Source organism: Arthrobacter sp. AIWTK1, from assembly GCF_056680535.1.
In genome coordinates this window covers 605,014-628,250 of the sequence record NZ_CM155287.1, presented here as the reverse complement: position 1 = coordinate 628,250, position 23,237 = coordinate 605,014, and the positions used below count along the sequence as shown (strand labels likewise).

The following is a 23,237-nucleotide window of genomic DNA, read 5'->3' as shown; positions in this document are numbered from 1 at the left end:
GCTCCCCGGCCGGGGTCCTTAGCGCCCGGAGCCCAGGCTGATCATGGGGATGCTCTGCGTGGGCGGGTGTCCCTGGGTTTTGGCCTGCCGCGGAATGCGGATGCCGGCCGCCGCCAGCCGCCGCTGTGTTTCGGCCGCACTCACCACCTCGCCCACTGTGGCTGCGCTGCCGACAGGCACCACGGAGTGCACGATTGTGTGCTCGTAAACGTGCACCAGGTTGAAGGCCTGTCCGCCGTCGATCGGCCGGGTACCTCCCACAGGTACGTTCAGATCCTGGGTGTAGCAGGTGGCGGAGGCCACCGATACCGGGATGCCGGCGAAGCTGGCGGTGGTGGAGTAATGCAGGTGCCCGGCCAGGATGGTGCGGACATCCGAGTTGCGCAGGACCGCAGCCAGGGCGTGCTGGTCGCGCAACTCCACGAGCACTGCCAGGTCCAGGATGGAGGGCACCGGCGGGTGGTGCAGCGCCAGGATGGTGCCGTCCGGCGCAGGAGTGGCGAGTTCAGCAGCCAGCCATTCCAACTGTGACCGGCTAAGTTCACCGTGGTGGTATCCCGGCACCGACGTATCCAGGGTGATCACCCTCAAGCCGTTGATGAAGTAGCTGTGGTCCACCGGCGAGTCGTTTCCGGGCTGGTCAAGCAGGCCGGTACGGAAGTTCTCACGGTCGTCGTGGTTTCCCATCGCCCAGATGATCTGCGCGTTCATCGATTTGCAGGCGGGTTCGACGATCGCCCGGAGCTTTGAGTAGGCCTCCGGTTCGCCACGGTCGGCCAGGTCGCCGGTGAAAATCACGGCTTCCGGCCGGGCCCCTGAGGCCTTGACTTCCTCAAACAATTGCTTCAGGCGGGCTTCGCTGTCTACCGCGCCATAGAGATGATCCTGACCTCCCAACAGGTGGGGGTCGCTCAGGTGGAGTAGAAAATGACGTGGCCGCGGATGTTCGGCCTCGATGAGCTCCATTACTGCCTTCCTGGTTGGGTGGAGGCTGTAGCCCCCAACTTCCCTCTCAGTAATGTCTATCCAACCAGACATTCGGCAAATAGTGTGCAAACTCCAGTGTTCATATTTGGAAAAACGGCAAGAACAAGTAGTTCGGCGGCCACTTACCCGCCTGGGGATGTGGCCGCCGAACCCGGTTACTCAAGTACTTGGCAACTAGCTCAAGTAGCCGTTGGGGTTGAGGACGTACTTCGTGGCGGCACCGGCGTCGAACTCGGCGTAGCCCTTGGGCGCGTCTTCAAGGCTGATCGCCTTGGCGTTGACGTTCTTGGCGATGTGCACTTTGTCGTGCAGGATCGCCATCATCAACTGGCGGTTGTACTTCATGACCGGACACTGGCCGGTGGTGAAGCTCAGCGACTTGGCCCAGCCGGTGCCCAGGCTGAGCGAGAGAGCGCCCTTCTTGGCGGCCTCGTCAACGCCGCCCGGGTCGCCGGTGACGTAGAGACCGGGGATGCCGAGGGCACCGCCGGCCGCAGTGAGCTCCATCAAGGAGTTCAGCACCGTGGCCGGAGCCTCCTTGGCGTCGTGGCCGTGGCCCCTGGCTTCGAAGCCCACAGCGTCAACGCCGCAGTCAACTTCGGGCACACCGAGGATCTGCTCAATCTGCTCCGCCGGGCCGCCCTTGGACAGGTCCACCGTCTCGCAGCCGAAGCTGCGTGCCTGCGCCAGCCGCCCCTCGTTCAGGTCGCCCACGATCACAGCCGCAGCTCCGAGCAGGTGGGCACTGGTGGCCGCAGCCAGGCCCACAGGACCTGCACCGGCAATGTAGACGGTGGAGCCCACACCAACGCCGGCGGTGACTGCGCCGTGGAAGCCCGTGGGGAAGATATCCGACAGCATGGCCAGGTCGAGGATCTTTTCCATGGCCTGGTCCTTGTCCGGGAACTTCAGCAGGTTCCAGTCCGCGTAGGGCACCAGGACGTAGTTCGCCTGCCCGCCAACCCAGCCGCCCATGTCGACATACCCGTAGGCGGCGCCCGGGCGGGCGGGGTTTACGTTCAGGCAAATACCGGTTTTGCGCTCCTTGCAGTTGCGACAGCGGCCGCAGGCGATGTTGAAGGGAACCGAGCAAACGTCCCCCACCTTGATGAACTCGACGTCCGGGCCCACCTCCACCACTTCGCCCGTGATTTCGTGACCGAGCACCAAGTCAGCGGGGGCGGTGGTACGGCCTCGGACCATGTGCTGGTCCGAACCGCAGATGTTCGTGGCGACGGTCTTGAGGATCACCCCATGGCGCACGGGGCGGCCTATGTTGGCGGGGTTGACGCCCGGTCCGTCCTTAAGTTCGAACGTGGGGTAGTCAATGTCGATCAGTTCGACTTTTCCCGGCCCCTTGTAGGCAACGGCTTTGTTCCCTGTCATCTCTTTCCTCCTGGTTTCACTGGCACCGACGTGGGTGCCGAGTGTGATTCGCGAAGTTCTGATGCGCCCTCCGAGGCAGGCATGGACCGGCCGTGCCGTCCCGCAGTGCTGCGCCGGCAAAGCCGCAGCCGTACTGGACAGTATGGAGGGTTCGGCCAGTCTAGGCGGTAAGCCTACTTAGGGGTAGGGGCCGTTGGGCCCTAGCTTCAGTCGCGGACTATCCCGCGGCCGCGGTCAGGCGAGGGCTTCCTCAATCGCCGCCATGACCTCTGGCGAGTCCGGCTCAACGGTGGGGGCAAAGCGGGCCACCACAACGCCGTCGCGGTTTACCAGGAACTTTTCGAAGTTCCATTTCACGAGGCCCGGGAGCAGTCCGTTCTTGAAGCGGGTGAGCTCGGCGTACAGCGGGTGCTGGTTCTTGCCGCGGACGTCGGACTTCGCGGTCAGCGGGAACGTCACGCCGAAATTACGCTCGCAGAATTCGGCGATTTCGTCGTCGCTCCCCGGTTCCTGGCCGGCGAACTGGTTGCAGGGGACGCCGAGGATCTCGAAACCCTGGTCCCTGAACTTCCCGTAGAGCAGCTCAAGGCCGGCGTACTGCGGGGTGAAGCCGCATTGGGAAGCCACGTTGACCACCATCACCACCTGCCCCTTGAAGCGGCCAAAATCTGTTTCCGTGCCGTCGTTGAGGGTCAGTGGAATGGAGTGGATCGAATTCACTGTGGGCTTCCTTAAGAAACTGGTCATGGCTGTTATTCGTTGATAACGGCCAAGGGTATGGGTTGGTGCCCCAGTGAATTTTAGTGGCTGGCCATCCGCGGCCGAGGAGCGGGACGCTGTCAGGGCGTGGGCGTGGGCGTGCCCGTCCCGGTCGGAGTCGGCTGGGGTGTCGCTGTTGGGTCGGTGTCGGCTGTGGGCTCCGCCGAAGGGTCCCCGCTGAACGTGGCGGTAGCCGTGGCGGCGGCGGTGGCCGTTGGCTCGGCCGTTGGCTCAGTGGTGGCCGTTGGCTCAGTGGTGGGCTCGGCCGTTGGCTCAGTGGTGGGCGTTGGCTCGGCCGCCGGCTCACTGGTGACGGTCTGCGTCGGCGACGCTGTGGCAGTGGCCTGCTCGGTCTGGGTGGCCGACGGCGTTGGCGTATCAGTCTCCGACGGTGTGGGCGACGGGGTTGTAGTCGCGGTCGAGGGCGCGGTGGGTGTGGCGGACACGCTCGGCGTCGGCGTCGCAGTGGCCGTCGCGGATGGCGTCGCAGTGGCCGTCGCGGATGGCGTCGCAGCGGCCGACGGCGTTCCCTGCACGGAACCCTCCTTCTCTCCGCCCGCCACTGTGTGCGAATTGTCCGCGGAGACGGGGATCGCCCAGGTGGGATCGCCCTGCGGGGCGTTGCCGCCAGGGACGTAGCTGATCATGTCAATATTCCCGAGCTCGTCCAGTTGCCTGGTGGGGAGGAGCTTCCAGTCGAGCGGATTGGTGTGGACGCCGTTGAGGATGGTTTCGAAATGCAGGTGGCAGCCGGTGGACGAACCCGTGGTGCCAACCTTCGCGATGACCTCGCCCACCTGGACGGAGTCACCCTTCTTGACCGCAATCCCTTCCAGGTGGTTGTACGTGGTGATCAGCCCGTTGCCGTGATCGATCTCCACCCGGTTCCCGCCGCCCCAGGGGTGCCAGCCGACCGCCCTGACCACGCCGGCGTCGGCCGCGTACACCCGGGTGCCGCAGGCAGCCGCGAAGTCCTGGCCCCAGTGGAACTCCCCCGCAGTACCGGTCAGGGGACTTGTCCTGAGTCCGAAGCCGGAGGTCTCGGTCAGTACTTCGAGGGGCGCCATCAGCGAACCGGCGGGCGGCCGCTTCAGCTCCTCGGAAGCAACGTTCAGTTCGCGTTTGCCGCTCTTGGAAATGGTCCGAATATCGCTGCGGCTGTACGAAATCAGGGCGTTGGAATTCGCTGCGATAGCCCCGGGTGAAATCCCCAGCGGTTTCATGAAGGCGTCAGGCCATAAGGGCGCAAAACCCGGACCGCCCACCGCGGCCTGCTGCACGGTTGAGGCAACCACGGCGGATGGCGGTGAGGCGGGTCCCTGGAGACTAAGCGCAACCACGCCAAGCGTGGAAACAGCGCATATGCCAAGTATCCGTGCAGCGGCCAGGCAAGGCCTGCCTGGATGTTCGTCGGGTCCGTATCCCCAGTGATTTCCCACGTGCTGACTCCTGCGATAGGCCCGCCAGACCCCAATCTCGACGGACTTACGATTCCTATGGGACCACAGCCCTCCGCCCCTGTGAACCCCCAACATCGGGCCGCGCCAGATCCTCCCGCGGGATTCCGCCCTTTCACGCCGAAATTCCCAGCTGGCTCACAGCCACGGGCTCCTGAAACTCCACGAGCCGGGCGTTCCCCTGATGCGTTGGATCTTCCCCTGACGCGGCCCGCCGCCGGTGCGCAAGAATGGACCATGCGCAATGTCCTCAAAGAGTGGCAGGCCGAGCTCAGGCAAACATTCACCGGAACGCGGGGGGCCGTGCCGGGGTGGGTTCCCCTGCTCGAAGAGGGTGACGACGCCGGCTACCACCTCCCGGGGTCCGCCGTCTGGGCGGTGCACGGTTCAATGACCACTATTGTGGCGGGAATCCGCGCGCTCCTGATGCAGGCCCTTCATCCTGGAGCCCTGGCGGGTGTGCACGACCATTCGCGGTTCCGGGAGGACCCGTTGGGACGGCTCGCCGGAACCATCCGCTGGATCTTCACCGTGTCCTATGGCTCGACGTCCGCGGCGCGTGCAGCCTCCGGCTGGGTCCTTCGGCTGCACGAATCCGTGCGGGGAGAGTATGTGGACGCCCACGGCATCGCCAGGACCTACGCCGCGAACGACCCCGAACTCCTCCGGTGGGTGCATATCGCTTTTACGGACGCGTTCCTCTCCGCCCACAAGATCTGGGGCCGGCCCATCCCCGGCGGGCCGGACGCCTACGTCCGGGAGTGGGCGCACGCGGGACTGCTGATGGGCGTGGACTCACCGCCGCTGAGCGAGGCGGACATGCGGCAGCAGCTGGACAAGTGGTACGACGACGGCGACCTCCGCTCCGACGAAAGGGTGGCCGAGATTGTGGCCTTCATCCGCAATCCGCCGCTTCATCCTTCGCTGCGACCCGGCTACCGGGTGTTGTTTGCCGCTGCCGTTTCCAGCCTTGAACCGAAATACCGGGACATGCTGGGACTCCGGCAGCCGCGGCTGGGCCCGCTGCCGTTGCCGGTGAGGTTTGGCACCAAAGTCACTCTCGCCGTCGTCCAGCTGGCCCTGGGCGGGGCCGGCCGCAGCGGCAGGGGTGGACCGAGCGAGCAAGCCGCACGGCGCCGCCTGCGCCGCCTGGGATGGGCATCCTAGGTCCGGAACGCAAAAAGGCCCCGGTCCGAGGACCGGGGCCAAACCGCGGAGAATGGGGGATTTGAACCCCCGAGGGCGTTAACCCAACACGCGTTCCAGGCGTGCGCCATAGGCCGCTAGGCGAATTCTCCAGTAGCTTCTGAATCAAAAGCAGATACTAGAATACCTGAACTTTTCGGCATCACCCAATTGGGCCAAACGGAGCGTTACGGCAGCACGCTCGGCAACCGCCCCCGGCCCGCGCATTTCCGGGCCAATCCTGCAGTCAAAATATGTCCTTAACGTCAAAATGGACGCCCCCAATGCGCCCACTCTTCCGGAACACCGTTGAGCTGCCGGGTCCGGCCCTCGCGCCAGGCCCTGCAGCTCACAACCTTGAGCTCAACTTGAGATTGCCCCAATCGGTGTACATATCCATCGTCCGCTTTGAGCCGGTGGATGGCAAGGGTTCCTCCGCGATTATCGCCGGACCGTTACCGAGTTGTGCCGCTAACCAGGAGCGTAAGTCCTGCCAAGATGGGCACATGACGCAACTGCACGCCCTGGTGACCTACGTTCCCGCGGACCACGCGGAGGCTGTCCTGGCTGCCGTGGGCAACGCGGGTGCCGGACGGATCGGCAACTATTCACACTGCGCGTTCACTACCCCGGGCACAGGCCGGTTCACGCCCTTGGCTGGATCCCGGCCGTTCATCGGTGCGGAAGGCCGCACCGAACAGGTGGCGGAGGTGAGGATCGAATGCGTCGTCGGGGAAGAGGTGCTCAAGGCCGTGGTGGCCGCCCTTCGCTCAGCCCACCCCTACGAGGAGCCCGCACTGATGAGCTGGGCAGTCAACGGACACCGTCCGGCACCATTGCAGGGCGGCCGGGGAGCGTAGCCGCGGGGCCGGAACGGGACGCCGGCGGCCGATTCGGGGCACACGAAATCATCGGGTAAACTCATTGACGGCCCCTCATGTGGCGTCATCCTGTTGAACTCCCCCAGGACCGGAAGGTAGCAAGGGTAAATGGGCTCTGGCGGGTGCATGGGGGGTCTTTACTATTCCCCCACAGGGCGGCAAACTGTCAGCCCGGATTGGTAGGGTTTTCTCTGTGAGTGTTACAACCGCCCTTTATCGCAGATACCGTCCAGATTCCTTTGCTGACGTTATCGGGCAGGAACACGTCACGGAGCCGCTGATGACGGCGCTGCGAAAGAACCGCGTCAACCACGCCTACCTGTTTTCCGGTCCGCGCGGCTGCGGAAAGACCACATCGGCCCGCATCCTGGCCCGCTGCCTCAACTGTGCCGAAGGCCCCACGGATACCCCCTGCGGCAAGTGCCCCAGCTGCGTAGAGCTTGCACGCGGCGGTTCCGGTTCCCTCGACGTGATCGAGATCGACGCCGCCAGCCACGGCGGCGTGGACGACGCCCGCGACCTCCGCGAACGCGCCACGTACGCTCCCGTCCGGGACCGGTACAAGATCTTCATCATCGACGAAGCCCACATGGTCACCTCGGCAGGCTTCAACGCCCTGCTGAAGATCGTGGAAGAGCCGCCGGAACACATCAAGTTCATCTTCGCCACCACGGAGCCGGACAAGGTGATCGGCACCATCCGTTCGCGGACCCACCACTACCCGTTCCGGCTGGTCCCGCCCGAGCCCCTCATGGCCTACCTTGAGTTGCTCTGCAACCAGGAAAACGTTCCCGTGGCGCCCGGAGTGCTGTCCCTGGTCATTCGCGCCGGCGGCGGTTCCGTCCGGGACTCACTCTCCGTCCTGGACCAGCTCATGGCAGGTGCCGGCCCCAGCGGGCTCGACTACGAGCTCGCCGTCGCACTGCTGGGCTACACGCACGCGTCCCTGCTGGACGACGTCGTTGAAGCCGTGGCTGCGTCCGATGCCGCCACCGTCTTCCGCGCGGTGGACCGGGTGATCCAGACCGGCCACGACCCGCGCCGTTTCGTGGAGGACCTGCTGGAACGCTTCCGCGACCTCATCATCGTCCAGGCGATGCCGGAGAGCGCCCAGTCCATCCTGCGCGGGATGCCGGCCGACCAGATAGCCCGCCTGCAGAACCAAGCCCACAACCTTGGCGCAGCCGAGCTCTCCCGTGCTGCGGACGTCACCAACACTGCCCTGACCGAGATGACCGGGGCAACGTCGCCGCGACTCCACCTTGAGTTGCTGTGTGCACGCATCCTCCTCCCCAACTCCGAACAGACCGAACGCGGCATCGCAGCCCGGATCGACCGCGTGGAGCGCCGGCTGAACTACGGCGGGAACGACGTCAGAACTACCGCCGCTGCTGCAGCGGCACCTCCCGTCGCAGCGGCTCCCGCCGTGGCAGCCCCTGCAGCAGCACCTCCCGTCGCAGCGGCTCCCACCGTGGCAGCCCCTGCGCCGGCACCCGCGCCGGAGCCGACGCCTGCCCCCGCTGCGGCGTCCCCCGTGGCGCCTGCACCCGTCGCCGTTCCTGCTGCGTCCGCACCGCAGCAGTCAGTGCCGCAGCAGTCAGTGCCGCAACAGTCAGTGCCGCAGCAGTCAGTGACTCCCGCACCCGCTGCACCCGCCCGCGAATCCCTCACCCCGCCGCGCGTCTCCACCACCGACTGGCCGGTTGACGAGCCACCGTCGGCGAATCGGGGCGCACCCGGCCAGGCCCCCGCCCGTCCTGCAGGTCCGCAGGCTTCAGGTCCGCAGGCGTCAGGTCCGCAGCCCACGGCCGAACCTGCACCTGCCTCTGCATCGGGACCCGCAGCGCAGGCCCCCGTGGAGCCCACCACGGCCGAGCGGACACCCATGCGCCCCGAAGCGGGCCAGCCGGCGACGGAACGCAACGTCCCGGCACCCGGAGCCGGCGGCGACGTCGAAGTCCTGCGCCGTGCCTGGCCTGAAGTCCTGCAGACACTGAGCAAGATCAAGCGCAGCACGTGGGCACTCGTGGAACCCAACGCCCAGGTGGCCCAGTTCGACGGCCAGGTACTTACCTTGGCCTTCACTACCTCCGGACTGGCTGGCGCTTTCGGCCGGGCAGACCACTCGGAAAATCTTCGCCAGGCAATCCACAAAACCGTTGGGATCGACTGCCAGATCAATGCGGTATCCGGCGGCGCCAGCAGCTCAGCGAGCTCTGAGCCAAACCCAAAAGCACCGGCCAGCCCGGACACGCCCGCGACGCCCGCTAGGCCGGAAACGCCCGCGCCCGCCGCCAGCCCGGCACCGCCCGCGACGGCCGCGACGGCCGCTGACGTAGCCTGGGGCCTCGCCCCGGCGTCCTCCGCACCGGTTGCAACTCCCGACATGAGCCCCGCAGCTGCACCACCGGCCGCCGCCCCGGCAGGTACCACGGACCCGCGTCCGGTCGCGGACGCAACGCCCGGCCGCGCCGCAGGCGCCGCGGACACAGCCGACGCCGCTAACACAGTCAGTGGGCGTGAGCCCGCGCAGGCCGAGGCTGCCCAGGCCCCGCCTGCCCCGCGGCAGCAGGACGACGCATCCGGATCGTACAGCTACCCGGATGACGACTGGGGCCCGCCGCTGGACGAAGATGCTCCGCCACTCGAGGAAGAGCCTCCGATGGACTGGACGCCGTCCGTCCCGGCGCAATCAAGGGCAACCCGGCCGGGACCCGCCACCTCCGTCGCACCGGGCCGTCCGGCTCCGGACCGCGCGGCTCCGGAAAGCAGCGTCGCACGCGATCAGCCGGCCGGGATCTCCGCTTCTGTCGAGGCTCCGCGCTCTGCACGCGAGACCTTCACCGATGATCCCTGGTCCCGCGCCAAGGAAGAGGCACCGGGCGTGTGGACCGTGGGTGCCGAATCGAACGTTGGCAAGTCCGTGGAGGAGCCGGACCAGGCCGGCCTGCCTGTGGTCCCGGAGCCCCAGGCGCCCCACTACGAACCGGCGGCGGCACAGCTGCCCCGGTCCGCCGCGATCCGGGACGAAGCCGAGGGCATTCAACCCGTTGAGGCCCCGGCTCCGGCCGAAGTCAGGCAGCCGGTAGGTGCACTGTCCGGTGCCGGAATGTCCGCTGGCGCGGGCTGGGCGACGTCCGCGCAGTATGGTCCCGCTGCGGCAGCCGACCCGTCGCCGGCAATGGCTGGCCCGGATGTCAGGAGCATCGCGCCATCACCCGCACCGGCGGCTTACGCATCACCCACAGTCCCGCCTGCCCCTGCCCCGGCAGCCGCTCCCGGCGGGGCGGTGAAGCAGAGCCTGTACCAGCGGCTGTCCAACAGCCCCGAGGCAGAAGCCGGCAGGGCCAAAGCCCCTGCGCGGCAGGCCGAGGCCGTCAAAACCTACGTCCAGGACACACCTAGTCCGGACGACGAAACGATTGAAGAATCGGGCGTATTTGGACGCGCCGCCGTCGAGCGTATTCTGGGCGGAAAGCTGGTGGAGGAACGGTCCCTGGACGGGAGCCCGATCGCACCCCGCTTCTAGCCTGCCCGCCGGACGGCATCCTTCAACCGGCCCCCGCGTTGGGGCCTGACCCCGCCAGCCTCCCGGCAAGGAACGGCACAACCGCGCCCGCCCGCCAACCTATGATCCAACCAAACGATTCAAACGAACGAGGACATTGTGTACGAAGGTGCAGTTCAAGAGCTGATCGACGAGCTTGGCCGCCTTCCCGGTGTGGGACCCAAGTCCGCCCAGCGTCTGGCATTCCACATCCTCGAGGCGGACCCGCAGGACATGAAGCGGCTTGTCGAGGCCATCACCACCGTTAAGGAACGCGTGAAATTCTGCACGGTGTGCGGCAACGTCACGGAGCAGGAATTGTGCAACATCTGCCGCGACCCCCGCCGGGATCCTTCGGTCATCTGCGTGGTGGAGGAATCCAAGGACGTCCTGGCAGTCGAACGGACCCGTTCCTTCCGCGGCCGCTACCACGTCCTCGGCGGCGCGATTAATCCCATCGCCGGTGTGGGGCCGGAGCAGCTGCGGATCAGGGAGCTCCTGACCCGGCTGAACGACGGCGCCATCCAGGAAATCATCATCGCCACGGACCCCAACCTTGAGGGCGAGGCCACGGCCACGTATCTGGCCAGGATGCTGAAATCGATCGGAATCACAGTCACCAGGCTCGCCTCGGGCCTGCCGGTGGGCGGCGACCTGGAATACGCGGACGAGGTCACCCTGGGGCGCGCCTTCGAGGGCCGCCGCAACGCGCTGAGCTGATCCGGGCGGCGCCGGCAGTCCATGGAACCGCTCCCCTCCCTCGTCACGGAACGCTTGGAACTGCGGCTCCTGGCGCACACCGACGCCGCCGCGCTGCGGGCATTCAGGGGAAACCCCGATGCCGTCCGCTACCTGTCGCACCATGCCCTGACCGCAGGACAGACCGACCGGCTGCTCGCCGATCTGCTAGCTCGTGCCGAACGCTCGACGGCCGAGTGGTTCCACTATGGCTGGGCAGTGGTCCTGCGCTCAACGGGTGCGGTGATCGGCGACGGCCGCACGTGGAACACAACCGAGCCGCCGCTGCCGGGCGGCGTGCCGGCCCGGTGCGCCAGCCTCGGCTACCTGCTCCACCCGGACCACCACGGCAAGGGATACGGACGAGAAGCCGCCGGAGCCCTGGTCCGCTGGCTCTTCACAGAACGCGGCACCCACACCATCTACGCCGGAGTCTACGAGCCCAACACGGCGTCACGGCGCCTCCTCGAAAGCCTGGGCTTCACCCGGGATCACTACTTCACCGCCAGTCAGGACACATACGGCAAGGCACTGGCATCCTGGCGCTACCGCCTGGACCGGGCGTCGTGGCCCCTTGCAGGAGATGACTAGCCGGAGATGACTGACGGGGGCCACCATGCGGTCACAATTCAGCGCCGCGCGGTTCCCGGCGATAAACTGGGCACATCAGTTACGCCGTCGCGCCGTTTTGGTTGCTTGGCCCAGGAACCCCGATTTGATGCAGTGAGGGTGCGCGCATGAGTATGCCCACTACCGAAGTGAAGACAGAGAACCAGCCGTACGTGCTGCCCGTCGCCACGGCCCGCACCAAGCAGCTCATCGTGCAGAAGTTCGGCGGCTCCTCGGTGTCCGACGCTGACGGCATCAAGCGGGTTGCCAAGCGCGTCGTCGACGCCCAGAGGGCAGGCAACGAAGTGGTTGTTGTGGTGTCCGCCATGGGTGACACCACGGACGAACTGCTGGACCTCGCCGCGCAGGTCACCGACTCCGCCCCGGCACGTGAAATGGACATGCTCCTCTCTTCGGGTGAGCGCATCTCGATGGCCCTGGTTGCCATGGCCATCAACAAGCTTGGCGCTTCGGCCCAGTCCTTCACGGGCTCGCAGGCCGGCATGATCACCGACGGCATCCATGGCAAGGCGCGCATTATCGACGTCGATCCCCACCGGATCCGCACCGCCCTGGACAAGGGACACATCGCCATCGTGGCCGGCTTCCAGGGCATGAGCCGCACCACCAATGAGATCACCACCCTGGGACGTGGCGGATCCGACACCACCGCGGTGGCCCTGGCCGCCGCCCTGGACGCCGATGTCTGTGAGATCTACACGGATGTGGACGGCATTTACACGGCCGATCCCCGAGTAGTGCCGTCCGCCCAGAAGATCGACCGCATCTCCAGCGAGGAAATGCTGGAACTGGCAGCCTCCGGCGCCAAGATCCTGCACCTGCGCTGCGTGGAATACGCACGCCGCTTCGGCGTACCGTTGCACGTGCGTTCGTCATTCAGCCAGAACGAAGGCACTTGGGTCATGCCCGGCGCCGACGACAAGATCACGACTCAAAAGGGAGTTGCCTTGGAGCAGCCAATCATCTCCGGCGTTGCACACGACCGTTCCGAAGCCAAGGTCACCGTTGTGGGCGTGCCCGATATCCCGGGCAAGGCCGCCGCGATCTTCCAGGTCATCGCCGACGCGCACTCCAACATCGACATGATTGTGCAGAACGTGTCCACGCACGGCACGGGCCGCACGGACATCTCCTTCACGCTCCCCATCGTGGAAGGAGCAGACGCCCTCGCTGCCCTCCGTGCGGCCCAGCCGGAAATCGGCTTCGAAAGCATCGAATACAACGAGCAGATCGGCAAGCTCTCGCTGATCGGCGCGGGCATGCGGTCGCACCCCGGCGTCTCCGCCACGTTCTTCAAGGCCCTGTCCGACGCCGGCATCAACATCAACATGATCTCGACGTCGGAAATCCGCATCTCCGTGGTGACGCACGCCGACCTGCTCGACGATGCAGTCCGGGCAATCCACAAGGCATTCGACCTGGACAGCGAAGACGAAGCAACGGTTTACGGCGGCACGGGCCGCTAAAGTCGGCCAGCGCCGGACATACGGGACGGCGCAAACAGAACGGCATAGCAGAACGGCACGGCGGGAGAACCGCCGTGCCGTTCTGCTATGCCGATCTTGTGTGATGCAGCGGTCTATGTGACGTCTTCCCTGCGGACCGCGTAGTGGTGTCCTTCAGAGTCTGTCTCCACTTCGAAGTGCTGCAAGTCCTCTTCGGATGCAGCCTCGAAGTCGTCATGCTTGTGAACAACGGGGGCGGTCGGATCACCCCGCGTGGCGGGTCCGAAGAAGAACCGCAGTTTGTCGGTCTTGCTCATGAAGCGCTGTATCGCCTTTGCCACAATTCCCACCCCCTTTCCCTGTCTCGGGTCAAGCAGTGATGCATTGGCCGGTTGGTACCTGTGCCCATATCTTACGCCCGGAGACCAAAAAAGGCCCCGGGCTGCGCGGCCGTCAGAAGCCTAGCGAAGGGACTTGTCGTCCGGGTTTTTGGGCACCACGTAGGTGCTGCCGTCCGGCCGGTGCATGGTTTCCCACTGCTGCGTCTCCGCTTCGCGGCGGGCAAGGAGGGCTTTGTTCTCGGCGGTCATCTCATGGCCCAGGGCGCTGCGGTTGGCTGGCCCGAAGATGGCCCGGAGCCTGCCGGTGGCGCGCATGAACTTCTGGGCGGCGTTTTCCTTGTTGGCCATTGCGGATTCCCTTCAGAACGTTCGAGTCTAACCCAGTGTACGCTAATCATTAGCCCACTAACGATTGAGGAGAAACCGATGAATCAGCGCTCGGCCGCGGCCACCCAAGCGTCTGACGAAGACCTCCTGCTGGAACACCAGCTCTGCTTCGCCCTGACGGTTGCCTCCCGAAGCGTGGTGGGTGCCTACAAACCGGTACTGGATGCCCTCGGGCTGACCCACCCGCAGTACCTTGTGATGCTTTGCCTCTGGGAATCCAGCCCGCGCTCGGTCCGGGACATCAGCGACGCCCTGGCTCAGGAGCCGGCCACCATCTCGCCGCTGTTGCGCCGCCTCGAAGCGGCCGGCTACATCACCCGCGGCCGCGCAGCCGGCAACGAACGCGCCCTCGCCGTGGGGCTTACCCCGAGCGGCGCAGCCCTCCGGCAGCAGGCGACGGCGGTGCCCGGTACCATGATGGAGCGCTTGGGCCTGACCCGCGACCAGGTGGGCGCACTCCACCAGGCGATGACCGACCTGATCGCTGCCACCAAAGACGCGGCTGCACGCGATGCGGCCGGACGGGACCACGCCGGGGCCTAGCCCGGGTGCAACGTCCCGGGGGATCCGTCGTCGTCGGCTACCACCCGGGAACCGGGCGAACTCACGGCGCCGTCACGGCCACGTTCAACTGCGTCGACGGGCCCGTGCCGTATTTGATCAGGCCCACCCAGTTGCCGGCTTCCAGTCCGGCCCAGCTGGCAGTCAGCTCGCCGGTGGCGCCGTTGTCAATGGAGAGCGGGTTGGGGCTCACCGTCAGGTTTCCGGCATTGCCGGCGAGGATCATCACTTCTACGGAAGCTGCCGTGGCCGCGCCGCCAGGGCTGGCGAACAGGTTGGTGGTCACCTTCCAGTCCCCCGCCACCGGATCCGGAATGGAGACTGCCTCATTGGCTGCAGGCGTAGCCCCCGGATAGAGCAGGCCGGCCGGCGAAACCACGTAGAGGTCGAAGTCCGCGGCCGGGTTAGCGGAATTCACTGCAAACCTCGCCAGGGATGAACCCGCAGGAACGTTCACGATCTGAACGTCGTTCGCGGCATCCTTGACCCCGGTGTACGGCCCGGGAACCAGGCTGATCGCCGTCGAATTCGCCTTGGCAAGCCCGTTCACGGTCACGTCAATTGGCTCGGGACTGCCTGACGTGACCGGAATGACGACGCTGCCGCTGCCGCCGGCGGACGAGGCATTGACGACGGCCGGCGCAACTGCGGTCACCGAACGGATGGCCACCGGCGAACGGACAACGGTCTTATCCGAAGTCCAGGTGAGCGAGCCGCCGACAAAGGCGTCCAGGGTGGCCCCGGAGTTGGTGAACTGTACCGTGAACGTGGCTTTTTCACCCTCTGCCAGGGTCACTTCATCCGGCGTCACCTCAGCCGTGATCCCGGGAACGTCGACTTCCGCCCGGTAGCTCCCGGCCGACAGAGCCGTCACGGTCCGGGTGACGGTCTGGGTGCCGGTGAGGCCGCCGAGGGCAATGGACGGCAAGTTGACGTCCTTGGCGGCCACCGGAGCAACGCCCAGCTGATAGCCCAGCCCCTGCAGGAAAGCGAGCCAGTCGCTGGGGCCGGCGTCGTACACCAGTCCGGGCGTTGCGATCCTGGCGGGGTCCACCTGTCCGGCGCCCTGGGCAAAGACGTCGTGGACCGGGGACCCCTGCGCGTCCACCAGGTCGTATGCCGTGGTCATCATCGCTGACTTCACGGCAGCCGGGGACCACAGCGGGTTCTTACCCAGCAGGAGTGCGCCGAAGCCCGCAATATGCGGCGCGGCCATGGACGTACCTGACAGGAACCCGAAGTTCTGGCCGTTGGAACCGGCCGGTGAGACGGCTGCCAGCACGGCTACCCCCGGAGCTGCAATGTCCGGTTTCAGGAGGTCACCGTTGGCTGCAAGGGTGGGTCCGCGGGAGGAGAACCCTGCGATCTGAGGGACCGGCGGCGGGTCCAGGCCGGAGGTGTCAGTGGACACGAGCCTCGCCGTCAACGCCGCATCCGCCCCCACCACGTCCTTGATGGCGGGGTCGTCGAGGTGGACCGTGGGGACACTGTGCAGGTCCGCGTCCAGCGAATTCGGCGTCAGGTTGACCAGGACCATGCCGACGCCGCCCGCCTGGGCCACGGTCATGCTCTTGGCCGTCCGGTCCACCACGCCCCGGTCGCAGACCACGATCTTGCCGGCGGTCTTGGCCGGGTCCAAGGTGCCGGGCGCGCACAGGGCGGCGTTGGCGTCGAGGGCGTCTGCCGCCTTTAGAGCCACGGCGAGCGCGATGGGCGCATCCGCAACTTCAGTGGCCATGATGCTGGCGCCCGCGAACTTTTCGCCGCTGGACAACTCCACCGTGCCGCGGAGGCTGCTGCTGTGGGTGGAGGCTGCCACGCTGGTCATCCAGGGGGCAGCATGGTTGACGGTACTGGCCACCGGTCCGGAGTTGCCGGCCGACGCGGCCACGAAGATCCCTGCCGCCGCGGCGTTCAGGAAGGCGATGGACACGGGGTCGACCGTTGAGTTGTTGGTGCCGGAGATGGAGTAGCTCAGGACGTCGACGCCGTCCCTGATGGCATCCTCGATGGCCTCCACGCCGCTCGAAGCGAAGCAGCCGGTGGTTGCCGGGCTGGCGCCCTCCCAGCAGACCTTGTAGATGGCGAGCTTCGCCGCGGGGGCAACGCCGGAGCCTTTGCCGAAGTCCCGGCCGCCCACGGCCTGGCTGACGCCGCTGTTGCCCACGGCGGTACTGGCGGTATGCGAGCCGTGGTTATTGATGTCAACGGGCGAGTACACTTCCTTCGGCGAGCGCAGGCCCGGCGGGACAGCGGACTTGAATGCTGCGTCGTAGTACCGGGCGCCGATGACCTTGCTGTTGCATTCAGTTCCGGCGAACTGGTCGCCCGCCTGACAGACGCCCGCGAAAGTGCTGCCGTCCGCTTTCAGCATGGTGATCTGGTTTCCTGCCGACCGGTACGGCTCGCCCACGCGGGGAGCTCCGGACAGCGGCGCCACCTGTTCCCCGGCAAAGTAGGGATTGCCCGGCGTGTAGCCGGTATCGAGTACGCCCACCACGGTGCCCTTGCCGGCGTTGGCGTCGCCGCCGAACTGTTCCGCCCAGACTCCCCCCGGGCCCGGCAGTCCGAGGAATTCGGTGCTGGAGTAGTCGATTTTGTACTGGGCGTCCTTAACGACAGCAAGGACGCTTCCGTCCTTGGTCAACGCGTTTGCCTGCTGCGCGGTCAGCTCCGCGCTGAAGCCGTTCACCGCCAGCGTGTAGCTGTCCTCGATCGCCACGCCTTCCGCCGCGGCCAGCCTGCTTTGCTGTGACTCCAAATGTGCCGAATAGCGCCGGGACTCCGCGCTGCCGGCGTCGAGCTTCCTGCCGTTGGACGCGGCGGTGGCCGGCATGCCGTCGACGCCGCCGGTGTAAGCGGCGAGGGGCCTGTCCTTCAGCATCACAATGTAGCGGCCGGCATCGAGGCTCGGCGTTTCTTCCGCCCCGGGGTCGGCGGCGGCCCAAGCGGGGGCAGCCAGCCCCTGGCCGATCATCAGGGAGATTCCCAGGGCGACGACGGCTGCGAGGCGGGTGGCCGGGTTTTTGTTGTGAGCGCGGGAGCCGACAGGCTGGTAAGTCATGACGTACTGCCTCCTAGGTTGTCGGACCGGCGGCGTAGCCGGTCCCACCTCCTGGATGCATCCGTCCACGTCGGCGCAACGTGGGCGTGAGGCCATACATCCAGTGATGGGAGAAACATACCGGAGTGGGGCTGCGGAATCGAGATGTTCCGGACAGATTTAATCTCCGCCCCCGCCGGCTTCAGCGTGCCGCCGGGGTTGCAAACCGGGACCCCGGGCCGAACGGCAGGGTTCATCGCGCAACTCCGGCGATAGAATGAACCAAAATGAGGAGGACCGGTAATGCGTAAGGCATGGTTTCACGCACTCGTCCTGGTATCCGTCGCCGGGCTCTCGGCTTGCTCGCCGGGCGGGGGCGGGCCCACTCCTTCACCCTCGGCCACCTCCAGCACCGCCAGCCCCACGGCCACGTCGTCGCCGGACACGGAAACAACCGTCCCGGCCCCCTCTCCTCCGCCGACCGCCGCGCCAGGTACGTCCGGCCCGGGCAAGGGAAACGCCGAGCTCGCCATCATGGTTAAGCCCTCGGCATCCGAACCGGCCCTGAACTACACGCTGGTGTGCAAGGACGGTGTTCCGACGGCCGAGAGCAGCCACCCCTCGGCCGCGGCGGCCTGCACCGCGTTGAAGGAAAACCCTGCCGTGTTAAGCCCTGCGCCCCGTGGAACGGACCAGGCCTGCACCCAGCAGTACGGCGGTCCGCAGGAGGCCACCGTCACCGGGATCGTGGATGACACACCGGTGGATTCGTCCTTTAACCGCAAAGACGGCTGCGAGATCGGCCTGTGGAATGCGGCCAAGGACATCCTGGCATCTGCGGGCGGAGCCTCCTAGGCTGATGCAGATTCTGAAGCGCGGCCCGCAAACGATGCTGCCGGCGGACACCTGGAAACAGCACGAAGCAGCCCATCAGGCCCGGGTCCGGCGTTACGCCGACCCCTACCTTGCCCGCCGCGCCGCCGGCAGGAAACACCCTGTTGAGGATTTCCTCTTCACGTACTACACCCAAAAACCAGGCCAGCTCCTGCGCTGGCACCCCGGCGCCGGCGTGCTCCTTACCGGGCCTGGGGCCGCAGCCCGCTCGCAGTGGAAGTACTACCGGATGCTCGACGACGGCGACCTCGCCGCCGTCGGTCTGCCGCCCGGGACCACCGCCGCCACCGTTGACCTCGTCGCATTCGCGGCCGAGCGCAGGGAGGCACTGCAGTTCGCCGAAATAATCCTGCGCGGCACGGCATCGCGGCCTGGCCAGTTCGGCTGTTTCGGCCTGCACGAGTGGGCGATGGTGTACCACCAGGACAAGTTTGAGCTGCGCCACGAATACCTGCAGCTGCGCCTCGGATCAGAGGGCACCGACCGTGTGGTGGAGGACAACCGGATCCGGTGCTCGCACTTTGACGCCTTCCGCTTCTACACGCCGGATGCGGCACCCCTGAACGAACTCACTCCGAGCCGGGACAACCAGCGCGCCATGGAGCAGCCCGGATGCCTGCATGCCAACATGGACCTCTACAAATGGGCCTACAAGCTGGTGCCCGCCCTGCCCAGCGAGCTTGTCATGGACTGCTTCGAACTGTCCTGGCGGGTCCGCGCCATGGACATGCAGGCCTCTCCGTACGACCTCGAGGAGTGGGGTTACCCGCCCATCGCGATCGAAACAGCCGCCGGCAAGGCGGAGTACGTGGAACACCAGCGGGCGTTCGCCGCGGAGGCTCAGGAGCTGCGGAGGCGGCTGCTCGATGCCCTGGCGCCACTGATCGATGAGGTCCGGGACTGATGCCCGCCGACGTGGACCTGACCGTCCGGTTGACCGAGGCGCCGGGCGCCCCGGAGCACGAGTTCCGCCTCATTGTGCGCCACGGGATAACACCGCAGGCTGCCGCCCTGAAAGGGTCAACCCTGCCGGACCCCGCTGCGGCGCTGGCCGCCGTCGAGCGTTTCGGCCACGAGGTCTTCTTCGTGCCGCGGCGGAAGGACATGATGTGCACCCAGCAGTACGGCGGCCCGCAGGTGGCCGTTGTCACGGGGACGTTCCACGGCCGCCCCGTCCACAGCCGCTTCAGCCTGACCGACGGCTGCGAGATTGCGCGGTGGCGCTCCCTGGCTCCGTTGTTCGGCGGCACGCCAGGATCCACCGGCCAGACCTGACGGGCAAGCCACAAACGCAGGAACGTCCCGGGAGCCTTGCGGCTGCCGGGACGTTCCTGAGGACGCTGCTTACTTAGCGGGGGCGTTCCGGGCTAGGTTCCCGGAACGGAGTCAACGGGCGTGACCGCCGGGGCACCGGCCGGTGCGGGCGCCGTACCGGAGCCCACCTTGACGTTGATCCACGTCTTGATCCCGTTTCCGCCCAGGCTCAGCCGGCCCAGGTAGGATCCCGATGCCAGGCCGGTCCAGTTGGCTGTGGCCGTGGTGGCCGTGCCGTTGGGGGCAACGATCGGATTCGGGCTGACAGTGAGGTTCCCGGAATTGCCGAGGAACGAGACGGCCTGGATGTGTGCGGAAGCGGGTCCGTTGTCCGGGGTGGAGTACAGATTCGCCACGATGTAATACGTGCCGGCACGGGGCGATTCCAGGTTCAGGAACTCGCTGGCCGATGCCGTGGCCACCTGGGTTGCGGCGAGGCCGCCGCTTCCGTTGGGCGCGTAAACCACCATGTCCCAGTCGACGTCGTCCGTTTCAGCCTGGATGCCGAGCCGAGCGAAGGTCGCACCGGCGGGCACCTCCACTTTGACGAGTGCGTTGTGTTCGTCATTCTTTGCTGCGTACGCGCCGGGTGTTTTGGTGACGGCCGTCTCGGACAGGGGCGCAAGCCCTTCCACACCCACTGCGATGGGCGAATCCGAGCCGGAGACCAGGTCCATGGTTCCGCTGCCCGTGCCGGTGGCTGAGCTGAAGGAGAACGAAGGTGCAATCTGGGCGTCCACCGGGCGGACCGCGATGGGCGAACTGACCGTGCGCGGCCCCTTCCAAGTCAGCGTTCCCGTGGTGAATTTGCCCACCGGTGCGCTGACATTCTTGATGGTGATGGTGACCTCACGGGTCTGCCCGGCCTTGGCGAAGTTCAGCACCTGCGGCTCCACGTGGACGCTGACGCCGGGCAGGTCCACCGAGGGCCGGTACATACCCGGAACCAGCGCCGTGAGCTGACGCTTGACCTGGATCTCACCCACCAGGCTGCCCAGGGCAATGGACGGCAGGTTGAGGTCGCGCGCGGCAATGCTGCCGGCCTGCGGTTCGCCGGTCTCCACGCCCTGGCCGTTCAGGAAGGCCAGCCACTGCTTGATGTCCGAGTTGTACACGAGTCCCGGATCCAGCACCCGCGTGGCGTCAATATGCCCTGCCCCGCCTTCGAACGGGTTCCGGTTCGGCGTACCGTCAGCGTTGACCAGCGGGTAGGCGGTGGTCATCATGGCGGACTTGACCATGGCAGGCGACCACGCGGGCTGCTTGCTGAGAACCAGGGCTCCGAACCCCGCAATATGCGGGGCAGCCATGGAGGTGCCGGACATGAAGCCGAACTGCGCGCCGTTGTTGCCGATGGTGGAAACGCCCGCGAGGACGTTCACGCCGGGAGCAGAGATATCCGGCTTCAGGAGGTCACCGCCGGAGGCCAGGCTCGGGCCACGGGAGGAGAACCCGGCCACCTGCGGCGCCGGCGGCAGCGGTTCGCCGGTGAGGTCGCCCTTGACGAGGCTCACCGTGAGCGTCGGATTGGCAGCGAGCCTGGACTTCAGTTCCAGGCTCTTGGGCGCGTTGACGTGGACGGTGGGCACGACGTGGTTGTCTGCGTCCTCGGAACTGGAGGACAGGTTGACCAGGATCATGCCCACGCCGCCCTTTGCCTGGACCTCGAGGCTCTTGGCCGTGCGGTCCACAACGCCGCGGTCACAGACTACGACCTTGCCGGCAACCTTGGCAGCGTCCAGCGTTCCCGGGCCGCAAAGGTTCGCAGGTGTCGGCGCAGCGGGGGCAGCAGCGTCCGCGGCCACCACCACGGCGGCGTCCTTGACTTCGGACTTCATGATGGAAGCGCCCCGGTACATGCTGCCGTCGGATACCTTCACCGTGCCCAGCAGGTCGCTGGGGAAGGTTGCGGCTGCCACGGTGGTCAGCCACGGCGAGGCGTGGTTCACGGTGGAGACGGTGGGGCCGGAGTTTCCTGCAGAGGCCGAAACGAATACGCCGGCAGCCGCTGCGTTCAGGAACGCCAGCGCAACGGGATCCGTGGTGCTGTTGGTGTTGCCGGAGATGGAGTAGTTGAGGACGTCCACGCCGTCCTTGATGGCCGCGTCAACAGCTTCAACCGAGGCGGATGAGTAGCAGCCGCCCGTATTGGGGTTGTCGTCTTCCCAGCAGACCTTGTAGACGGAGACCTTGGCGGCCGGGGCAACGCCGGAGCTCTTGCCGAAGCTGGCGCCGTCAATCACCTGTTCCACGTTGGCGTTTCCGGCGGCGGTGGTGGCCGTGTGCGTGCCGTGGCTTCCCACGTCCACCGGGGAGATCAGTTCCTCCGGGGCGCGGTGTTCGGGCGCCACGTACTGCAGGAAGGAGTCGGCGAAGTAGCGGGCGCTGACCACCTTGGAGTTGCAGAGGGTCCCGTCGAAGGAAGCACCGGATTCGATGCCCTTCTGGCATTCGCCCTGGAAGGTGGTGCCGTCCGCCTTGAGCATGGCGATCTTGCCGTCCGCCGTGAGATAAGGGACACCCACTTGGGCCTTGCCCGTGAGCGGCTGCACCGGGTCACCCTGCAGGAACGGGTTGTCCGGGGCGTAGCCGGAGTCGATCACGCCGACCACCACGCCCTTGCCCGCACCGGATTCGCCGCCGAACTGCTTCGCCCAGGCGCCGTCGCTGCCCGTGAGCTTCAGGAAGTCGGTGGTGGTGTAGTCCGGGGTGTTCTCCACGTCCGGTGACACCACGAGTACGTTGCTGTCCTTGGCAAGCCCGGCTGCCTGCGCCGCGGTGAGCTCGGCCACGAAGCCGTTGAGTGCGCCCGTGAACTGCTTGGTCGGGGTGACGCCCTGCTTGGAGGCGACGTCCCGCTGGGCCTTGCGGAGGTGTGCGTCGTAGGCCTTGTAGTTCTGGCTGCCGGGATCAAGCTTGCGGCCCTGCTGCGGCTTGGTTGCCCCTATGCCCGCCGTCCCGCCGTCGTAGGCTGCGGCGGCTTGCTCGGCGAGGACCACGATGTAGCGGCCGTCCTTGTAGTCTGTCGGGTTGACGTTTTTGGTCTGCTCCACGCCGGTGGGTTCAGCAGGCGCCGCGGTAGCGGGACCCACTGCAACGGAGGAGAGCAGCAGCGGGAGGCCAACAGCCAGCGCTGCAGCCTTCCGGAGTCCCCCGACCCGGACAAGGCTTATTCCTTTTGATTTCACGAGCGACTGAAACCTTTCATGAGGTACGGGTCCGGCGGTGCGGCCGGTCTCGGTCAGCTGGGAAACGGCAGCCGGATCGACAGTTCCTGTCATCCGGCGAGACCAGCCGAGTCAAACAGTACAGAGTGAGAGCCGAATATGACATAGGACACAACATTCGTTTTACTTTTGTCACTCGGGGCACCGGCAGGGCACGGCAAAAGGCGGCTTCCGCAGGGGAAACCGCCTTCTGTTAAGGTCACGTATTCGGGCGCCCTACCGGCGCCGGTGTTCGGGGAGCGTTACTGGCGCGGAGTGCGCACTACCTCGCTGATCCACTCGCGTGTCTTCTCGTCGATGGGACCGGCCACGTTTGTTTCCCGGGCCGCGCGATCGGCTTTGATCTTCTGCATCACCATTCGGCCCAGGCCCGCAAAAACCGCGACAGCCATAACCGGAAGAAGTACGGATTTGGGTTTCTGAGCCATGCCGCCATCCTACTGAGCCCGGCAGCG

The 23,237-nt window shown here is 66.5% G+C and carries 19 protein-coding genes, 1 tRNA gene and 1 other RNA gene; 11 read left to right on the top strand and 10 right to left on the bottom strand.

Features of this window, described 5'->3' with window-relative positions:
* Nucleotides 1-18 precede the first annotated feature (18 nt).
* The 4 genes from AC1MDG_RS03015 to AC1MDG_RS03000 all read right to left on the bottom strand — a co-directional run bounded on the left by AC1MDG_RS03015 (nucleotide 19) and on the right by AC1MDG_RS03000 (nucleotide 4,427).
* Complete coding sequence (locus AC1MDG_RS03015) at nucleotides 19-966, bottom strand: phosphodiesterase (protein ID WP_479807453.1); 948 nt, start codon at nucleotides 964-966, stop codon at nucleotides 19-21.
* Nucleotides 967-1,161: 195 nt separating this feature from the next.
* On the bottom strand, nucleotides 1,162-2,373 hold the full coding sequence (gene fdhA, locus AC1MDG_RS03010) for a formaldehyde dehydrogenase, glutathione-independent (RefSeq protein ID WP_479807452.1): 1,212 nt from the start codon (nucleotides 2,371-2,373) through the stop codon (nucleotides 1,162-1,164).
* Nucleotides 2,374-2,607: 234 nt separating this feature from the next.
* Nucleotides 2,608-3,093 (bottom strand): glutathione peroxidase, encoded by a 486-nt coding sequence (locus tag AC1MDG_RS03005; RefSeq protein ID WP_479807451.1) that lies wholly within the window; start codon nucleotides 3,091-3,093, stop codon nucleotides 2,608-2,610.
* A gap of 119 nt (nucleotides 3,094-3,212) precedes the next feature.
* Entirely contained in the window at nucleotides 3,213-4,427 is a 1,215-nt protein-coding gene (locus AC1MDG_RS03000; protein ID WP_479807450.1) for a M23 family metallopeptidase, read from the bottom strand.
* Between the two features lie 399 nt (nucleotides 4,428-4,826).
* On the opposite strand from AC1MDG_RS03000, the gene AC1MDG_RS02995 reads away from it, so the two are divergent.
* Nucleotides 4,827-5,756 carry an oxygenase MpaB family protein gene (locus AC1MDG_RS02995; protein WP_479807449.1) on the top strand — a complete coding sequence of 310 codons (930 nt, stop codon included), beginning with the start codon at nucleotides 4,827-4,829 and terminating at the stop codon, nucleotides 5,754-5,756.
* A gap of 46 nt (nucleotides 5,757-5,802) precedes the next feature.
* Here the strand turns inward: AC1MDG_RS02995 and AC1MDG_RS02990 are convergent.
* A tRNA-Ser gene (locus AC1MDG_RS02990) sits at nucleotides 5,803-5,887 on the bottom strand.
* Between the two features lie 393 nt (nucleotides 5,888-6,280).
* Between AC1MDG_RS02990 and AC1MDG_RS02985 the strand changes: the two genes are divergently transcribed.
* The 6 genes from AC1MDG_RS02985 (at nucleotide 6,281) to AC1MDG_RS02960 (ending at nucleotide 13,036) form a co-directional block, all read left to right on the top strand.
* Entirely contained in the window at nucleotides 6,281-6,634 is a 354-nt protein-coding gene (locus AC1MDG_RS02985) for a hypothetical protein (RefSeq protein WP_479807448.1), read from the top strand.
* Between the two features lie 66 nt (nucleotides 6,635-6,700).
* Nucleotides 6,701-6,797: signal recognition particle sRNA small type (gene ffs, locus AC1MDG_RS02980), an RNA gene on the top strand.
* A gap of 51 nt (nucleotides 6,798-6,848) precedes the next feature.
* Nucleotides 6,849-10,184, top strand: coding sequence for a DNA polymerase III subunit gamma and tau (locus AC1MDG_RS02975; protein ID WP_479807447.1), 3,336 nt, complete (start codon nucleotides 6,849-6,851; stop codon nucleotides 10,182-10,184).
* 138 nt (nucleotides 10,185-10,322) lie between these two features.
* Complete coding sequence (gene recR, locus AC1MDG_RS02970; RefSeq protein ID WP_028272227.1) at nucleotides 10,323-10,922, top strand: recombination mediator RecR; 600 nt, start codon at nucleotides 10,323-10,325, stop codon at nucleotides 10,920-10,922.
* Between the two features lie 21 nt (nucleotides 10,923-10,943).
* A complete protein-coding gene (locus AC1MDG_RS02965) occupies nucleotides 10,944-11,531 on the top strand; it encodes a GNAT family N-acetyltransferase (protein WP_479807446.1) in 588 nt (195 codons plus the stop codon).
* 146 nt (nucleotides 11,532-11,677) lie between these two features.
* A complete protein-coding gene (locus AC1MDG_RS02960; protein WP_043477855.1) occupies nucleotides 11,678-13,036 on the top strand; it encodes an aspartate kinase in 1,359 nt (452 codons plus the stop codon).
* Between the two features lie 113 nt (nucleotides 13,037-13,149).
* On the opposite strand, the gene AC1MDG_RS02955 is transcribed toward AC1MDG_RS02960, so the two are convergent.
* Together AC1MDG_RS02955 and AC1MDG_RS02950 are read right to left on the bottom strand one after the other, a co-directional pair.
* On the bottom strand, nucleotides 13,150-13,332 hold the full coding sequence (locus AC1MDG_RS02955) for a hypothetical protein (protein ID WP_479807445.1): 183 nt from the start codon (nucleotides 13,330-13,332) through the stop codon (nucleotides 13,150-13,152).
* 144 nt (nucleotides 13,333-13,476) lie between these two features.
* A complete protein-coding gene (locus AC1MDG_RS02950; RefSeq protein WP_043477849.1) occupies nucleotides 13,477-13,704 on the bottom strand; it encodes a hypothetical protein in 228 nt (75 codons plus the stop codon).
* A gap of 78 nt (nucleotides 13,705-13,782) precedes the next feature.
* On the opposite strand from AC1MDG_RS02950, the gene AC1MDG_RS02945 reads away from it, so the two are divergent.
* Nucleotides 13,783-14,286 carry a MarR family winged helix-turn-helix transcriptional regulator gene (locus tag AC1MDG_RS02945; RefSeq protein ID WP_479807444.1) on the top strand — a complete coding sequence of 168 codons (504 nt, stop codon included), beginning with the start codon at nucleotides 13,783-13,785 and terminating at the stop codon, nucleotides 14,284-14,286.
* A 61-nt stretch (nucleotides 14,287-14,347) separates the two neighbouring features.
* On the opposite strand, the gene AC1MDG_RS02940 is transcribed toward AC1MDG_RS02945, so the two are convergent.
* Entirely contained in the window at nucleotides 14,348-17,368 is a 3,021-nt protein-coding gene (locus tag AC1MDG_RS02940; protein ID WP_479807443.1) for a S8 family serine peptidase, read from the bottom strand.
* Nucleotides 17,369-17,650: 282 nt separating this feature from the next.
* On the opposite strand from AC1MDG_RS02940, the gene AC1MDG_RS02935 reads away from it, so the two are divergent.
* From AC1MDG_RS02935 to AC1MDG_RS02925, 3 genes are read left to right on the top strand one after another with little or no spacing between them, the layout of a single operon-like run.
* Entirely contained in the window at nucleotides 17,651-18,202 is a 552-nt protein-coding gene (locus tag AC1MDG_RS02935; RefSeq protein ID WP_479807442.1) for a subtilase-type protease inhibitor, read from the top strand.
* 4 nt (nucleotides 18,203-18,206) lie between these two features.
* Nucleotides 18,207-19,145: a 3-methyladenine DNA glycosylase gene (locus tag AC1MDG_RS02930; RefSeq protein WP_479807441.1), complete on the top strand. Its 939-nt coding sequence runs from the start codon at nucleotides 18,207-18,209 to the stop codon at nucleotides 19,143-19,145.
* Nucleotides 19,145-19,516 carry a serine protease inhibitor gene (locus AC1MDG_RS02925; RefSeq protein ID WP_479807440.1) on the top strand — a complete coding sequence of 124 codons (372 nt, stop codon included), beginning with the start codon at nucleotides 19,145-19,147 and terminating at the stop codon, nucleotides 19,514-19,516. Before AC1MDG_RS02930 ends, AC1MDG_RS02925 begins: the two co-directional genes overlap by 1 nt.
* Before the next feature lie 92 nt (nucleotides 19,517-19,608).
* Here AC1MDG_RS02925 and AC1MDG_RS02920 read toward each other — a convergent pair whose 3' ends face one another.
* Together AC1MDG_RS02920 and AC1MDG_RS02915 are read right to left on the bottom strand one after the other, a co-directional pair.
* Entirely contained in the window at nucleotides 19,609-22,743 is a 3,135-nt protein-coding gene (locus AC1MDG_RS02920) for a S8 family serine peptidase (protein WP_479807439.1), read from the bottom strand.
* Nucleotides 22,744-23,024: 281 nt separating this feature from the next.
* The gene (locus tag AC1MDG_RS02915) at nucleotides 23,025-23,210 is read right to left on the bottom strand and encodes a hypothetical protein (protein WP_479807438.1); all 186 of its coding nucleotides are present in this window, start codon (nucleotides 23,208-23,210) and stop codon (nucleotides 23,025-23,027) included.
* Nucleotides 23,211-23,237: the final 27 nt, after the last annotated feature.

What these genes read in the sequence shown, in the direction of transcription:
- AC1MDG_RS03015 (WP_479807453.1), bottom strand. Translation starts at nt 966, where the DNA reads ATGGAGCTCATCGAGGCCGAACATCCGCGGCCACGTCATTTTCTACTC.
- fdhA (WP_479807452.1), bottom strand. Translation starts at nt 2,373, where the DNA reads ATGACAGGGAACAAAGCCGTTGCCTACAAGGGGCCGGGAAAAGTCGAA.
- AC1MDG_RS02995 (WP_479807449.1), top strand. Translation starts at nt 4,827, where the DNA reads ATGCGCAATGTCCTCAAAGAGTGGCAGGCCGAGCTCAGGCAAACATTC.
- AC1MDG_RS02985 (WP_479807448.1), top strand. Translation starts at nt 6,281, where the DNA reads ATGACGCAACTGCACGCCCTGGTGACCTACGTTCCCGCGGACCACGCG.
- AC1MDG_RS02965 (WP_479807446.1), top strand. Translation starts at nt 10,944, where the DNA reads ATGGAACCGCTCCCCTCCCTCGTCACGGAACGCTTGGAACTGCGGCTC.
- AC1MDG_RS02960 (WP_043477855.1), top strand. Translation starts at nt 11,678, where the DNA reads ATGAGTATGCCCACTACCGAAGTGAAGACAGAGAACCAGCCGTACGTG.
- AC1MDG_RS02955 (WP_479807445.1), bottom strand. Translation starts at nt 13,332, where the DNA reads ATGAGCAAGACCGACAAACTGCGGTTCTTCTTCGGACCCGCCACGCGG.
- AC1MDG_RS02950 (WP_043477849.1), bottom strand. Translation starts at nt 13,704, where the DNA reads ATGGCCAACAAGGAAAACGCCGCCCAGAAGTTCATGCGCGCCACCGGC.
- AC1MDG_RS02945 (WP_479807444.1), top strand. Translation starts at nt 13,783, where the DNA reads ATGAATCAGCGCTCGGCCGCGGCCACCCAAGCGTCTGACGAAGACCTC.
- AC1MDG_RS02940 (WP_479807443.1), bottom strand. Translation starts at nt 17,368, where the DNA reads ATGACTTACCAGCCTGTCGGCTCCCGCGCTCACAACAAAAACCCGGCC.
- AC1MDG_RS02935 (WP_479807442.1), top strand. Translation starts at nt 17,651, where the DNA reads ATGCGTAAGGCATGGTTTCACGCACTCGTCCTGGTATCCGTCGCCGGG.
- AC1MDG_RS02930 (WP_479807441.1), top strand. Translation starts at nt 18,207, where the DNA reads ATGCAGATTCTGAAGCGCGGCCCGCAAACGATGCTGCCGGCGGACACC.
- AC1MDG_RS02925 (WP_479807440.1), top strand. Translation starts at nt 19,145, where the DNA reads ATGCCCGCCGACGTGGACCTGACCGTCCGGTTGACCGAGGCGCCGGGC.
- AC1MDG_RS02915 (WP_479807438.1), bottom strand. Translation starts at nt 23,210, where the DNA reads ATGGCTCAGAAACCCAAATCCGTACTTCTTCCGGTTATGGCTGTCGCG.